At 71.3% G+C, this 13593-nt stretch carries 10 protein-coding genes; 2 read left to right on the top strand and 8 right to left on the bottom strand.

The features are described from left to right. Positions 1 to 63 precede the first annotated feature (63 nt). Together ACH47X_RS16720 and ACH47X_RS16715 are read right to left on the bottom strand one after the other, a co-directional pair. Entirely contained in the window at positions 64 to 2760 is a 2697-nt protein-coding gene (locus ACH47X_RS16720; RefSeq protein ID WP_397405695.1) for a glycoside hydrolase family 48 protein, read from the bottom strand. Positions 2761 to 2998: 238 nt separating this feature from the next. After that, positions 2999 to 5212, bottom strand: coding sequence for a rhamnogalacturonan lyase family protein (locus ACH47X_RS16715; protein ID WP_397405694.1), 2214 nt, complete (start codon positions 5210 to 5212; stop codon positions 2999 to 3001). Between the two features lie 334 nt (positions 5213 to 5546). On the opposite strand from ACH47X_RS16715, the gene ACH47X_RS16710 reads away from it, so the two are divergent. Together ACH47X_RS16710 and ACH47X_RS16705 are read left to right on the top strand one after the other, a co-directional pair. Continuing rightward, complete coding sequence (locus ACH47X_RS16710) at positions 5547 to 7046, top strand: SDR family NAD(P)-dependent oxidoreductase (protein WP_397405693.1); 1500 nt, start codon at positions 5547 to 5549, stop codon at positions 7044 to 7046. 152 nt (positions 7047 to 7198) lie between these two features. After that, positions 7199 to 8632, top strand: a complete 1434-nt coding sequence (locus tag ACH47X_RS16705; RefSeq protein WP_397405692.1) for a helix-turn-helix domain-containing protein — start codon at positions 7199 to 7201, stop codon at positions 8630 to 8632. Positions 8633 to 8763: 131 nt separating this feature from the next. Here ACH47X_RS16705 and ACH47X_RS16700 read toward each other — a convergent pair whose 3' ends face one another. The 6 genes from ACH47X_RS16700 to ACH47X_RS16675 form a co-directional block, all read right to left on the bottom strand. After that, positions 8764 to 9246, bottom strand: coding sequence for a S26 family signal peptidase (locus tag ACH47X_RS16700; protein WP_397405691.1), 483 nt, complete (start codon positions 9244 to 9246; stop codon positions 8764 to 8766). Beyond that, positions 9243 to 11189: an ABC transporter ATP-binding protein gene (locus ACH47X_RS16695; protein WP_397405690.1), complete on the bottom strand. Its 1947-nt coding sequence runs from the start codon at positions 11187 to 11189 to the stop codon at positions 9243 to 9245. Before ACH47X_RS16695 ends, ACH47X_RS16700 begins: the two co-directional genes overlap by 4 nt. Continuing rightward, positions 11186 to 11755: a TlpA family protein disulfide reductase gene (locus ACH47X_RS16690; protein WP_397405689.1), complete on the bottom strand. Its 570-nt coding sequence runs from the start codon at positions 11753 to 11755 to the stop codon at positions 11186 to 11188. The genes ACH47X_RS16695 and ACH47X_RS16690 overlap by 4 nt, the downstream gene beginning before the upstream one ends. A gap of 33 nt (positions 11756 to 11788) precedes the next feature. Continuing rightward, positions 11789 to 12373, bottom strand: a complete 585-nt coding sequence (locus ACH47X_RS16685; protein WP_397405688.1) for a MauE/DoxX family redox-associated membrane protein — start codon at positions 12371 to 12373, stop codon at positions 11789 to 11791. Positions 12374 to 13007: 634 nt separating this feature from the next. Further along, positions 13008 to 13226: a hypothetical protein gene (locus ACH47X_RS16680; RefSeq protein WP_397405687.1), complete on the bottom strand. Its 219-nt coding sequence runs from the start codon at positions 13224 to 13226 to the stop codon at positions 13008 to 13010. A 35-nt stretch (positions 13227 to 13261) separates the two neighbouring features. Then, positions 13262 to 13390, bottom strand: a complete 129-nt coding sequence (locus ACH47X_RS16675; RefSeq protein WP_397405686.1) for a hypothetical protein — start codon at positions 13388 to 13390, stop codon at positions 13262 to 13264. Positions 13391 to 13593: the final 203 nt, after the last annotated feature.

The raw sequence follows: 13593 nt of genomic DNA, 5'->3' as shown, positions 1-13593 counted from the left end.
GGAGGGGCCCGCAGACACGAAGTCTGCGGGCCCTCGGTCGACGAGCCGGCGGACCGACCCCGCTCAGTCAGCCGCGCAGGTCACCGGGACCGACGACGGCGCGGTGCCGTTCCCGGTGAACCCGACCTCGGTAGACGCGCCGGCGGCCAACGACCCGTTCCAGTCGACGCCGGACACCGTCACCGACGAGCCCGACGTGCTGAACCGCCCGTTCCAGCCCTGCACGAACGACGCCGGGGCCAGGTCGAACCTGGCGGTCCAGCCGCTGATCGCAGCGCTGCCCGCGGTGATCCGGACGGTTGCCTGGAAGCCGCCCGCCCACTGGTTCGCCACGGTCAGGGCGCCGGTACAGGCACCCGGCTCCTCGACCGTCCCCTCACCGGTGGTCGCCGCGACCGGGCCGGACGGCGGCGAGACGTTGCGCGCGGCGTCGTACGCCCGCACCGTGTACTCGTACGTGGTGGCCGGGTCCAGGCCCGTCTCGGTGTACGACGTCGTGCTCGCCCGGGCCACGACCGCGCCGTCCCGCAGCACCTCGTAACCCGTGACGCCCACGTCGTCCGTGGCGGCACCCCACGTCAGGGAGACGGATGAAGCCGTCGTGCCGGCGACCCGTACGTCGGTCGGCGCCGACGGGGCCTGCGTGTCCGGCTCGCCGGCGCCGTCGCCCAGGAGCCGGTCGTAGTCGGCCATCGCCGTCGCGACGGCGACCTGGGCCCAGAACCGGTGGTAGGTGAACTGCGGCGCGTCACCGCCGTCCAGGTACTCCTGCACCTCGGGGAACATGGGGTCGTCCTCGTAGAACGACCGGATGTCCAGGAACGACACCCCGGGCTCGATCTGGTCGCCGTTCGGGTTCGTGCCCGACCAGCCCGGCGGCACGTAGGTACCGTTGCCACCCGGGGTGATCTCGTCGTCGAACCGGCCGTAGTCCGTACGGGTCTCCACCGTGGCCACACCCAGGTCGTCGCTGTCCTGCGTCCACATGGCGTCGAGCAGGGCACCCGCCGTGTCGGCAGCCTGCTGGTCGCCGGACGCCGCCGCCCAGTAGATCAGCGTGCGGGCGAGCGCGCCGGCCACGCCGACGTCCTGCCCGTGGTCCGTCACCTCGACGTGCAGCCCCGCGTTGCTGCCCGGGTCGGCCGGGTCCCACGTGTCGGGCTGACCGGACCACGACAGCGTGGACGGCACCGCCCAGGAGGTGTCGGTCACGGTGATCTCCGACAGCACCCACGGCACCCACTTCTCCAGGATGGCCTCGGCCCGCGGGTCGCCCGTCTCGTGGTAGAGCTGCGCGATCCGTTCCATGCCCCAGCCCTGCATGCCGATCCACTGGTTCGACGGCGGGTCCTCGTAGACCGGGTCCTCGTCGTAGACCATGCCGTAGAAGGTGCTGGCGCCGGCCGGGTGAGCGCTGTAGTCGCCGCCGACGCTGTTGGTCGCGCCACCGGCGATCCCGCCCTCGTCGGACTGCAGCCACTGGAAGAACTCGATCTGCCGGTCCAGGCTCGTCGACCAGTCGTCCTGCGCGGTGGGCGACGCCGGAACCAGGTCCGGGTCCGTCGACAGCGCGTACGCCGCGAGCGGGTTCTGGTAGCCGAAGTGCGCGTGCGACGACCCGATGCGCCACGCCCAGGGACCGCTCGTGTCCAGGGCGCCGCCCCAGGCGTAGTACCAGGACAGCAGGTAGTGCGCCGAGCTGCGGCCGCTGCCCGCCGGGCACGACGTCGACTCGCAGCCGGGCTCCTTGAAGTACTTGTCGAACAGGGAATAGCGCAGGTAGTCGCCCATCTTGGACGCCTTGTCGACCGTGCCCGCGATCTGGTCGCCGGCACCCTGCGCCTCGGCGAACTGCTTGGCCCAGTACACCGCCTCGATGGCGCGGGCGTCGGCATCCGGGGCGTTGGTGTACTTCCACTGCTTCGCGTAGCTCGCGTCACCCGTGAACAGGTCGAGATACCCGTTGGACCCGCCGTAGGAGAAGTCGTCGATCGACGGCTGCGGGATGGTCTCCCACACCGACTCCTGCGGACCCCGCTGGAACGTGTTGATGTACGACGGGCCGGGGTGGTCCGGGCCCTGCAGGGTCGACGAGCCCGGCGCGGCTCCGAAGCCGTAGACGTTGTCGACGTCGGAGAGCCAGTGCATGCCGTAGACCTCGGACGTGCCGTAGGTCTGCCGCAGCTCGGAGCCGATCGGGTCCTGGCCGACGGACACACCGGCGTCGAGCTGCGACGGGTACTCGCTCGGGTGGTCGTGCTCAGGAGCGTACGTCGCCGGGTCGGCCGGGTTGTAGGCGCCGTTCGTCGGCTGGTTCTCCGTGGTCGGGATCATGTTGGCCTCGAGCGTGTCCCAGGCGTCGTTGAACGGCGCCCAGTCACCCGTGACCTGGCCGTACGACGCCTCCAGCCACAGCCAGAAGCTGTACGCCTCCGACGTCGTCTCGTGCCCGTAGTCCGGGGCCTCCACCATCAGCGTCTCTGCTGCGTGGTAAGGAATGCCCTGCGGTGAGAAGTAGCCGTTCGCCGGATCGTGGATCTTCTCGTACAGCTCGAGAAACCGGTCGGTGTACTCACCGGCCGCTGCGAACGGTGCCGCCACCGCCGCCGCGCCGTCGTCGCCGGGGGCGACGCCCGGCAGGCCGGCGCTCGCGGGCACGGTCATGCCGACCGTCGCGAGTGCCGCGACGGCGAGCGTCGCGATGGTCGCGGCTGCGCGCCGCCGTCGTGATCTTCTCGCAGTACCTGGTGTCCTGTGCATGGCAGGCCGCCTTCCTTGGTCGGTGCGCATGGCCGACGCCACGGCAGGCCGGGGCGCACCACGACGGTCAGGCCGGAGGGCAGGGCTGGGCAACGAACCTAAAGGTTTAACGCGGCGCGTCGGCTGGGCCGGGCCGGCATGGAGGTGGCCCGCCGGGCGGCGCCCGGGCAACCGTCCGGGCAGGCGAGGGCGGGCGGACCGCACGGTCCGCCCGCCCCGATCCGGGGTCGTGGTCCGGTTACGGCGTACGGATGTCCGGCCAGGGGTAGCTGCTGACCTCGCTGCCGATGTGGAAGCTCGGGTGCGGCGGCTGGTTGTAGGCGGTGTTCTGCCAGGCGATCGCCACGCGGTACTGGACGTCGTGCATCAGTGTCGCGATGCGCAGGTTCGTCGTGTGCGGTGTGGCATAGACGCGCAGTGCCGAGGAGTCGGTGGTCCGCCAGACGACCTCTTCGCGCCAGTCACCGAACAGGTCCGCCGAGAGCGACGGGGTGGCCTTGGTGCCGTTGTTCGACGCCACGTCCGAGCCGGTCAGCAGCCGCCCGCTCGGGTAGTCGTCGATGTGCGTGCCGTCGAGCAGCTCGCGTTCGCCGTCACCGTCCCACCAGGCCAGGAAGTTCGCCGAGCTCGGCTTGGCGCCGACGGAGCTTCCTGAGGCGTTCCGCAGGTCCGACACGTTCGAGGACCAGAACTCGCCCCCGGGGCTGGCGGACGTGACGTTCGCGGCCACGCCTCGGCCGTTGTCGCCGCTCGGGCTGGTCTGGAACAGGACCGAGCCGTTCGAACCGATGAGGCTGGACGACGGGTCACTGCTGCTCTCGTGCACCATGAACACCTCCTGGCCCGCTCGGCTGGGCACGAAGTCGGAGACGTGGAGCGCGTCACCGTGGCCCATGCGGGAGTTCCACAGCGCGTTGCCGTCCGATCCGATCGCCATCGCCCCGTAGACCACGTCCTGACGGCCGTCTCCGTCCAGGTCGGCGATGGACAGGCTGTGCGCGCCCTGCCCCCGGTACTGCGAACCCTCGACGTCGGAGTCGAAGATCCACCGGGTCGAGAGGTTCTGACCGTCGAAGTCCACGGCCCAGATCACCGAGCGCGTGTAGTAGCCGCGCGCGAAGATCATCGAGGGCGTGGACCCGTCGAGGTACGCCGTGCCCGCCAGGAACCGGTCGACCCGGTTGCCGTAGTCGTCGCCCCAGCTGGCCACGTTGCCGCGCGGGGGCTGGTAGTCGACGGTGTCGACCGCTCCGCCGGTGCGCCCGTCGAAGATGGTCAGGTACTCCGGTCCCGTCAGGATGTAGCCGCCGCTGTTGCGGTGGTCGGCGCCCGCGTTCCCGATGACGACACCCTGGCCGTCGCGCGTGCCGTCGGCGGTCTTCATGGCGATCTCGGCGTCGCCGTCACCGTCGTAGTCGTACACCTGGAACTGGGTGTAGTGGGCCCCGGACCGGATGTTGCGCCCCAGGTCGATCCGCCACAAGCGGGTTCCCTGGAGCGTGTAGGCGTCGATGATGGTGTTGTCGGTGACGCCGGACTGCGAGTTGTCCTTGGCGTTGGCCGGGTACCACTTGACGACGTACTCGTAGTCACCGTCACCGTCCAGGTCGGCGACGGTGGCGTCGTTGGCCTCGTACGCGCTCGAGGGCCGGCTGATCGGGATGTCGAGATAGCCGCCGGAACCGAACCTGGCCTCCGTGCTCGCGCGCGCACCCTCGGTGCCGTTGGTGACGGCCGCGACGGTGTAGCTCCCGCTGCCGTTGGGGTCGAGGTAGTTCGTGGCGCCGGTGATCGGCGACGCGTTGAGCTTCTGGCCGTCGCGGTAGACGTTGAAGGCCACGTTCTGGCTGTCGGTGCCCAGCAGACGCCAGCTGACCAGGTTGCCGCTCCCCGAAGGCACGACGGTCACGCCGCGCGTCAGGGCCTCGACCTCGTAGGCGCCGTCGCCGCCCGGTTGCTCGGAGCCACCGGTCGTGACGTCCAGGTAGTCGACGTTCGCCAGGCCGTCCGCGCCGGTGGCTCGCAGGCGGACGGTGTTGACGCCGGCGTCGAGCTGAGCCGTGACGGTCTGGGTCGCCCAGCTCGTCCAGGCACCGGTGGTGTCGAACTGCGTGGTCCGCACCGAGGTTCCGTTCACGACGACCTCGCCCGGCCTGCCGGCCGTTGCGCCGTTGGCATAGCCGAACGCCAGCGTCGCCGTGCCCGCCGCGGCGGCGTCGACCCTGAACTCGACCGCGGCTCCGACAGCATTGTCGGTGTTGCAGAACCCGCTGCCCGAGTGCCCGGCATGGTTCGACTCGATCAGGCCCCCGCAGACGGCCGGCGCGGCCTCGGCCTCGTGGCGCACCGTGGCCGCGTGTGCGGTGTTCAGCGCGACGACGCTCGACGCGACGACGGCGAGGCCCGAGAGCCCGGCCGCGAGCGCCGTTCTGGTACTTCTTCGCCTTGTCATTGATGTCGCTCCTCTTTGAGCTAGCTCGACTGTGATGCGGCGCGCCGTCCTGGGCACGACCGGTGATCTGGCGAGGTGTGACGAGGGCAGACAACTCCCTCGCCACCGGGCCGTCGGACCCCTGAGCTTGAATCGATCCAATCAGCGCAGCCGACCGTACGGTAAGCGTTTGCCCAGCGTCAACGGATCGCCGATTGTTAAACGATTCGGACGGCCAGGGCGCGGACGGCCCCGAGATCAGGCTGCCGCGTGCGTCGGCGACGACGCCGTCGGGCAACCGCGCCCCGGTGGACCGGACCGGGTGCCTGGCGCCGGCGGCGGTTACCCTACGGCAGTGCCAACGAAAGCGGGGATCGACCCGGACGAGCTCGCCACCACCCTTCGCGTGCTGGGCCAGCTCCATGACCTCGAGCCCGACCACCCCGACGTCCAGACGGTCAAGCGGGCGACCGGCTACATGTGGAAGCTGCTCAAGAAGTCCCGCAAGGCCGCGGTCCGCGAGGAGATCCAGGCGCACGACCGGAGCATCATCGAGCGGACGGCGACCGGCTCGGCGGCGCGGATCGACGACGAGACCGCCGGCATCCCGCTGGTCTCCTCCGTGCCCGGGGCGTTCGCCGGGGAGCTGCGCACCGCCCGCGGCTGCTACATCTGCAAGACGGACTACACCCTGGTCGACTCGTTCTACCACTGGCTGTGCCCGGACTGCGCCGCGAAGAGCCACGCGCGCCGCGACCAGCGCACGGACCTGACCGGTCGCCGCGCCCTGCTCACTGGGGGCCGGGCCAAGATCGGCATGTACATCGCGCTGCGCCTGCTGCGCGACGGCGCCCACCTCACCGTCACCACCCGCTTCCCTAAGGACGCGGTGCGCCGCTTCTCGGCCATGCCCGACGCCGCCGACTGGCTGCACCGGCTCAAGATCGTCGGCATCGACCTGCGTGACCCCACCCAGGTGATCGCGCTGGCCGACGACGTCGCCGCGGCGGGCCCGCTCGACATCCTGGTCAACAACGCCTGCCAGACGGTCCGGCGGTCCCCCGGGGCCTACTCGCAGCTCGTCACGGGCGAGTCGGCACCGGTCGCCCCGCTCCCCTACGGCCTCGAACCGCCGGAGATGGTCACGTTCGACCATGTCTCGGAGGCGCACCCCGCCGCGATCGCGGGCGCGCTGGCCGCCCTGTCGGTCGCCCACCACGAGGGGCAGTCGCAGGACGACGCCGTCGCGACACACACCGCGGCATCCCTGACGGCGCTCGCGCTCCGGGCGGGCTCGGCCTCCCTGGACGCCCATCTGGCTGGCACGGCCGTCGATGCCGGCGGGCTGCTCCCCGACGTGCAGAAGAACAACTCGTGGACCCAGGTCGTGGACGAGGTCGACCCGCTGGAGCTCCTGGAGGTCCAGCTCTGCAACGCGATCGCGCCGTTCCTGCTCATCTCCCGGCTGCGGCCCGCGATGCGGGCCGCGACGGCGACGTCGCGCCGCGGGTACGTCGTCAACGTCTCGGCGATGGAGGGGCAGTTCTCCCGCCGGTACAAGGGCGCGGGGCACCCGCACACCAACATGGCCAAGGCCGCCCTCAACATGCTGACCCGGACCTCCGCCGGGGAGATGTTCGAGAAGGACCGGGTCCTGATGACCGCGGTGGACACCGGGTGGATCACGGACGAGCGCCCGCACGAGGAGAAGCTGCGGCTCGCCGCCGAGGGCTGGCACGCCCCCCTCGACCTGGTCGACGGCGCCGCGCGCATCTACGACCCGATCGTCCAGGGCGAGGCCGGGAGGGACCTGTACGGCTGCTTCCTCAAGGACTACGAGCCGTCGCCCTGGTAGGGCTGGAAGGCTGGTTGCAGGAACCTGCACCACGACAGGGCGGCAGACGCGCACGCTGGGTCTGCACCTTCGGCCCGTCGAACGCACAGGGCCTCCCGCGCACGACGGAACGTCCATCCGGATGACCCGTCGTTCCGTCCCTCGGGAGCCGCATGACCGAGCCCAGCACGCAGCACGACCTGCTCGCACAGCTCCGCCGCCGCGCGGGTCTGACCCAGGAAGAGCTCGCCGAGCGGGCAGGCCTGGCGGTGCGCTCGGTCAGCAACATCGAGCGCAGCGCCGTCGAGAAGCCGCGGGTGAGCACCCTCCGTGCGATCGGGGCCGGTCTCGGCCTCGACGACGCCCGGGTCGGCGAGCTGCTCGACTTCTATCGGCGCCGGTGGGCCGACCGGGCCGCGGACGGCACCCGGAACGGGCCGGCCCGCCCGGTGACGCCGGCTCCGCTCACGTGGGCCGCACCGACGACCCCCGCCACGGGTGTCCCGGGCACGTCCTCCCCCGCCGGTGAGGCGCCCGCACAGCTCCCCGCCCCGCCGTCGACGTTCTCCGGACGAGCGGCGGAGCTCGCGGAGCTGGACGACGTGCTGACCAGCCCCGACGGCGGCCACAGATGCACCGTGCTCGACGGCGCGGCCGGTGTCGGCAAGACCGCCCTCGTGCTGGCCTGGGCCCACGCCCGGCGCGGCGCGTTTCCCGACGGTCAGCTGTACGCCGAACTGCGTGGCTCCGCCCACGGGCAGCCGCCCACGGCCGACGACGTCGCGAGCCGGTTCCTGACCGACCTCGGGATACCCGACGCCGCGGTCCCGTCGTCGGCCGTCGCCCGAACCGCGCTCCTGCGTCACGTCCTCGCCGCGCGGCGCATGCTCGTCGTCCTCGACGACGTCGCGTCCGCCGCGCAGGTCCGGCCCCTGCTGCCAGGCCCAGGCGCCTGCACGACGGTCGTGGCCAGCCGGCACCAGCTCCGCGGGCTCAGCATCCGTGACGGCGCCCGGCACGTCGGCGTCCACCCGTTGCCCGACGACGATGCCGCCCGGCTGGTCCGCACGCTCCTGGGAGACGAGCGCCTGCGCGTGGCGCCGAGGGCCGTCGACGCGATGGTGCACCGCTGTTGCGGGCTTCCGCTCGCGCTACGCATCGCGTGCGACCACCTGACCCGCCGGACCACCGCGCAGGCGCCCGAAGCACTGGCGGCCTGGCTCGCGGAGCCCGCCCCGCTCGATGCGTTCCGGACCGCGGACGACACCGAGTGCGACCTGCGCGCCGCCTTCACGGCGTCGTACCGGCAGGTGCCGGACGAGGCCGCACGGTACTTCCGCCTGCTGGGAGTCCCGCCGCGCACGCCGCTGTCCCGGGACGCCGTCGCGGCGCTCTGGGACCTGCCGCTGCAGACCAGCGACAGGCTCATGGCCGAGCTGGTCGCGGCGCACCTGATCGAGGAACCGGCGCCGGGCAGGTACGAACTGCACGGGCTGCTGTGGGAGTTCGCCCGGGAGACCGGCGTCGACCAGGATCCCGAGCCGATCCGGCGTGCGGCCCTGCGGGGGATCCTCGAACACTGGGCCACTCGCGCGGCTCGCGGCTGATCACACGCCGCGAGCCGCGCGGCCGCGACGGCCGACCGCCGAGGCCGGGCTCGCGGTCACTCCGGCACGACGCACCAGTCCAGTTCCTTCGGGCACTGCTGCACGCTCCTGGTGACGGCCGCCGGCCGACGTCAGCCGCCCATCGACCGTGTCACGCGGCCCATGACCTGGTGGTCGGGGCAGGGCCCCCACCGGCGGGAGTCGACGCCGCGGGGGTTGTCACTGAGCAGGACGATGTGGCCCGCGGGCACGCGCCCCTCTCCCCTGTCCCAGGGGGCCGGGTCGATGCCGTCGGGCCATGGTTCGCCGCCGGTCGCCGCCACACGTTTGATCAGCCAGCGCCTGCCCAGTGGCAGGCCCGACCGCTGCGCGGGCGCCGTCGTCGGCCATCCGTGCTTCACATCGGGCTTGCGCACGACGACGACGTCACCGCGGGCGGGCGCGCGCCCACCGCGCCGCACGAGCACACGGTCACCGGGCTCGTACGTGGGATGCATGCTCGTGCCGTCGACGGCGACGACGACGTAGTGGTGTCGCAGGTGCCGGTACCCGGCCGACCCGGCAAGCACCGCTCCGGCCAGCGCGAGCGCAAGGACCACGGCCGTCCCTGTCATGCGGACACTCCTTCCCCGGCCGGGACCGGGTCCTGGTAGCCGGTCGCCTGCAGCGTGAACAGGCGGGCGTACTCGCCGCCCGCCCGCATGAGTTCGTCGTGCGTGCCCTGCTCGGCGACGACGCCGCCGGCCAGGACCACGATCTGCTGCGCGTCCCGGACCGCACCGAGCCGGTGCGAGACCAGCAGGGTCGCGGTCCCGGTCCGCAGGGTGCCCAGCAGGTCGCGGACCTCGTTCTCGGCCTGCGGGTCGAGGCCCGACGTCGGCTCGTCGAGCACCAGCAGGTCGCGGCCGGACCGCATGAGCGAGCGAGCAAGCGCGAGGCGCTGCCACTGACCGCCGGACAGCGTGGTGCCCACCGACGTCGTGTCGTCCCCGACCTCGTCGTCGTTCCAGAACGCCCGGGACAACATCGTGTCGTACCCGTGCTGCAGCCCGGCCACGATCCGGTCCGCACCCGCTGCACGCGCCGCGGCGTGCACGCGGGCGTCGTCGTCCAGGTGCTCGAGCGCGCCGAGCGCGATGTTCTCGCGTGCGGACAGCTCGTACTGCACGAAGTCCTGGAAGACGGCGCTGACCCGGGAGCGCAGGCCGTCGACGTCGTACCCACGGATGTCGGTATCATCCCACAGGATCGCGCCGCGGGACGGGTCGTACATGCGCATCAGCAGCTTGACCAGCGTGCTCTTGCCCGCGCCGTTCAGGCCGACGACGGCGACGGAACCGCGCACCGGGATCGTCATGCTCACGCCGCGCAGCACCCAGGGGCCGTCGTCGGTGTAGCGGAACCAGACGTCCTCGAGGCGGATCTCGTGCTCAAGCGGGCGGGCGGGGACGGGGGCGGCGGGGGCGATCAGATCCTGCGGGGTGGCGAGGACGTCGTCGTAGTGCGCCACGAGCAGCAGCGTCGAGTGGATGCGAGCGAGGCACATGACCAGGCCGGCGGCCGCACCCTGGACTCCCCCGGTCGCACCGACGAACGCGGTGACGTCGCCGGCGGTGAAGTCGCCGCGCAGCGCGCCGAGCACCACCCAGACGAGACCACCGCCGGAGACGACGGCGCCCGCGACCATGAGCGGGGCGTGCGCGAGGAAGGTCTTGCGGTCGAGGCGCTCCTCGGCGGCGTTGATCGCGCGCAGCTCCCGGTTCATGCGGCCGGTGAGGAAGCGCCCGGCGCCGAAGATCCGCACCTCGGCAGCCGCGACGGGATGCATCATGAGGTCCTGGTAGAAGGCCAGGCGCCGCGAACGCGGGCTGATGCGCCACAGCACGTCGGCACGTTCCCGGTTGAGGACGAGCTGCACGATCAGCCCCGGCATCGCAGCGACCACGACGAGCACGGCGACCACGGGACTGATCATGACCAGCACACCGAGGGTACTCGCGATCGTGATCACGCCGCGGACCGTCCCGAACAACGAGTCGATGACCTCGTCGGGCGCGTCGGAGGCGGACGTCTGGGCCATGCGGAGCCGGTCGCGGAATGCCGGGTCCTCGAAGTGGCGCAACCCGGACAGCCGTGTGACGGTCGTGAACAGGCGAGACGTGACCAGCAGGGTGACGGCCCGGCGGATCCGGCCGTTCACGTACTGGCTGACGTGCGACATCAGCGCGCCCGCGAGGGTCATGACCGCGAGGCCCACCACGATCAGGACGGGACGGTCCCTCAGCGGCTGCGGCACGCCGGGAGCGTCGGAACCGAGCTGGAGGACGTCGAGCAGCCACTTGGTGGCGAGCACGCCGCCGGCGGGAAGCAGCGCGTCGGTCAGCGTGACGAGTACGAGGACCGCGAGCGCACCGGGCGCCGCCTGGGCCCCCAGGGCGGCGACCCGGAAGGCGCGGACGGTGCCGGAGCCGATCGCGGTCAGCGCGCGGTGACCGCGGCGGGGCCGGGTGTCGCCGCCTGATACGGCGTCGCGCCCGGCGCCGTCGTCGTCCGTCATGCCGGCACGAGGACGGTGTCCAGGTCGCTGACCTCGACCCCCGAGCGCGTGACCTGCCCGGACCCGTCCACGAGGACGAACGCCGGGTAGCCGCCGGCGTCGAACGGCAGATCGATCCCGTCGCGCCGGTGTACCACGACGGTCACCGTGTCGCCGAGCGTGGCCAGGTACTCCTCGCGTTTCTCCGCCTTGCCGTGCTCGTCGTCGTGCACGACGAACGCGATGACCTGGTGCGGGGTGAAACCCTCGCGGCGGGTCATGTCGACGAGCGGCTGTAGTTCCTTGGCGCAGGTGCTGCAGCTGGTGTCGAAGAAGGCGTAGACGGCGGTGTCGCCGTATCGGTCCTCGTAGGAGACCTCCTCGCCGGTGGTGGTCGTGGCGGAGAAGGGGCGGATGGCGGCGCCGGCCTTGACCTCGTCCAGGTCGGGGAATGTGGGCTTGCCGTGCGCGTGCCCGGCGTCGGCTGCCGGTGCGGTACGGACGCGGCGCGCGATCGCCGCGGTCAGCACGAGGTTGAACACGGTCAGGACGCCGAGCAGGACGACGGCGGCGGTGAGGACTGCCATGGGAGGCTCCGTTCTCCGGTGGATCAGGGTGGTTCAGCGGGTAGGAACGCGCGTGCCGGAACGGCGCGGGTCCGGAGGGGCGAACACGTCGACGACGTCGTCGAAGAAGTAGGTGAGTGCGGTGACCGCGGCAGCGCCGACGACGGCCAGTGCGGCGGAGCCGAGGTCCGGAAGCGGGTCGGCGACGGCGTCGGATGCGGCCACCAGGCCACCGACCGCCAGCACCGTGAGCGCGACGTTGCGGACGACGTGCGGCCAGCCGAGCGACGTCGTGCTCCTGCCGAAGCACGAGCACGTGACCGCGGCGCCGGTCGCGGAGTAGAGAGCTATGCCCGTGAAGCCGGTGAACAGCAGCGCCGCGGCGGCCAGCGCGGGAGCGGCGACAGGTGCGAGGGGCGGGGCGATCGCCACGAGGAGCGCAACGGCCAGCAGGATCTCGACGCCGATGTGGAGCGAGGACACCACGTCCACGGGCAGACGGCCGAGCAGACCGGGCGCCCGGTCCAACAGCGCCTTCCAGGTCTCCCGATTGGCATCGCCGCGCACCTTTGCGACGCCGGACGCGAGCAGAACGCCGGCAACGGCCAGCTGCAGGAACAGTGCGAGGGTGACGAGCAAGGGTGAACTCCGCGGAGGTAGTGATCACATCGAGTCGGGGGACTGCCGCCATGCGCCGTCGCCTGGCGGCAGCGGGGTCAGCAGCCGCAGGAGTAGCACGCCCAGCTGGTACAGGGCGAGCTGCAGCCCACCGGGCAGTCCGTGAACAGCCGTGGCCTCACCAAGACACCGGAGGGGCCACGGCTGCTCTGCACATCGGCCGTGGGTACGACCGATCGACCTCAGCAGACGGCGCTGCAGGTGATGTTCCTCCAGGCGGTGCACGTGCCGGCCTTCTCGCAGGCGGAGCCGCTGTAACACGTGCGGGCCTGGCGGAGGATCCCGGAGGTCCCGCTCGACGTGGAGCACCGTGTATAGCATCGATACTGAGTCGAGGAGGTGCAGAGGGCCTCGGCCACCTCCTGAGGCGCGACCTTCTGCAGCATCGCCTCACCAACCCGTGCGAACAAGTTGCTCATGGTTTCCCCTCTCTCCGTGAATGCTGATGACGCCATTAATCCAGCCTGTCGCCCGGACCACCAGGAACGGCAACCGGCAAATTCACCGGCAGAACGGCCGCGGCTCACAGCAAGACCGATGGAGCAACGATCCACGGGTCAGTCGTCACCTGTCGGTCGGCACGACAGAAAGATTCTCAGGCGCAGCAACCGACGGTGACCCAGGAGGTACATGCGGTGTGGCAGTTCGTCGTCTGGTGGTAGCAGTAGCGCTTCTGCCACATGTTCGAGCCTGTCCCGCATCGGGTCGTGTTACAGCGGTACTGGTAGTAACCGGAACAGGCGGCCTCGGCCGTCTCGTTCCGTGCCGCCTTCCGGAGGATTGCGTCACTGAACTGCACGAACAGGTTGCTCATGATGCTCCTACTCTCCGCGATTGCTGACGAATTCATTAGGCCAGCCCGCCGCCCGCGCCGCCAGGAACCGTCAGCGGCAAATTCACCGGCATGTCCGCACGCCCCGCCTCGCCGTCGTCGTCCAGGCTGATCTCCCAGGCGAACTCCCGCAGCAGGCGATGCATCTCGTACCGGCCGGGGCGCGGTTCCTCCAGCAGGTGCAGTCCCGATACATCTGCGTGTAATTGGAGAACTTGCCGTTGATCCCGCAGGCACCGGAAACGCACCGGTACTGGCGTGTCGTGACGCAGACGGCCTCGGCCGTCTGCTCCGGGGCGATCTTCTGGAGGACCGCGTCGCCGAACTGCCTGACGAGGTTGCTCATCCC

The organism is Promicromonospora kroppenstedtii, from assembly GCF_044389675.1.
In the GTDB taxonomy this organism is placed as follows: Bacteria; Actinomycetota; Actinomycetes; order Actinomycetales; family Cellulomonadaceae; genus Promicromonospora; species Promicromonospora kroppenstedtii.
This window is presented reverse-complemented; position numbering and strand designations above follow the sequence as displayed.

What these genes read in the sequence shown, in the direction of transcription:
- ACH47X_RS16720 (WP_397405695.1), bottom strand. Translation starts at nt 2,760, where the DNA reads ATGCACAGGACACCAGGTACTGCGAGAAGATCACGACGGCGGCGCGCA.
- ACH47X_RS16695 (WP_397405690.1), bottom strand. Translation starts at nt 11,189, where the DNA reads ATGACGGACGACGACGGCGCCGGGCGCGACGCCGTATCAGGCGGCGAC.
- ACH47X_RS16675 (WP_397405686.1), bottom strand. Translation starts at nt 13,390, where the DNA reads ATGCATCGCCTGCTGCGGGAGTTCGCCTGGGAGATCAGCCTGGACGAC.
- ACH47X_RS16680 (WP_397405687.1), bottom strand. Translation starts at nt 13,226, where the DNA reads ATGAGCAACCTGTTCGTGCAGTTCAGTGACGCAATCCTCCGGAAGGCG.
- ACH47X_RS16700 (WP_397405691.1), bottom strand. Translation starts at nt 9,246, where the DNA reads ATGACAGGGACGGCCGTGGTCCTTGCGCTCGCGCTGGCCGGAGCGGTG.
- ACH47X_RS16705 (WP_397405692.1), top strand. Translation starts at nt 7,199, where the DNA reads ATGACCGAGCCCAGCACGCAGCACGACCTGCTCGCACAGCTCCGCCGC.
- ACH47X_RS16715 (WP_397405694.1), bottom strand. Translation starts at nt 5,212, where the DNA reads ATGACAAGGCGAAGAAGTACCAGAACGGCGCTCGCGGCCGGGCTCTCG.
- ACH47X_RS16690 (WP_397405689.1), bottom strand. Translation starts at nt 11,755, where the DNA reads ATGGCAGTCCTCACCGCCGCCGTCGTCCTGCTCGGCGTCCTGACCGTG.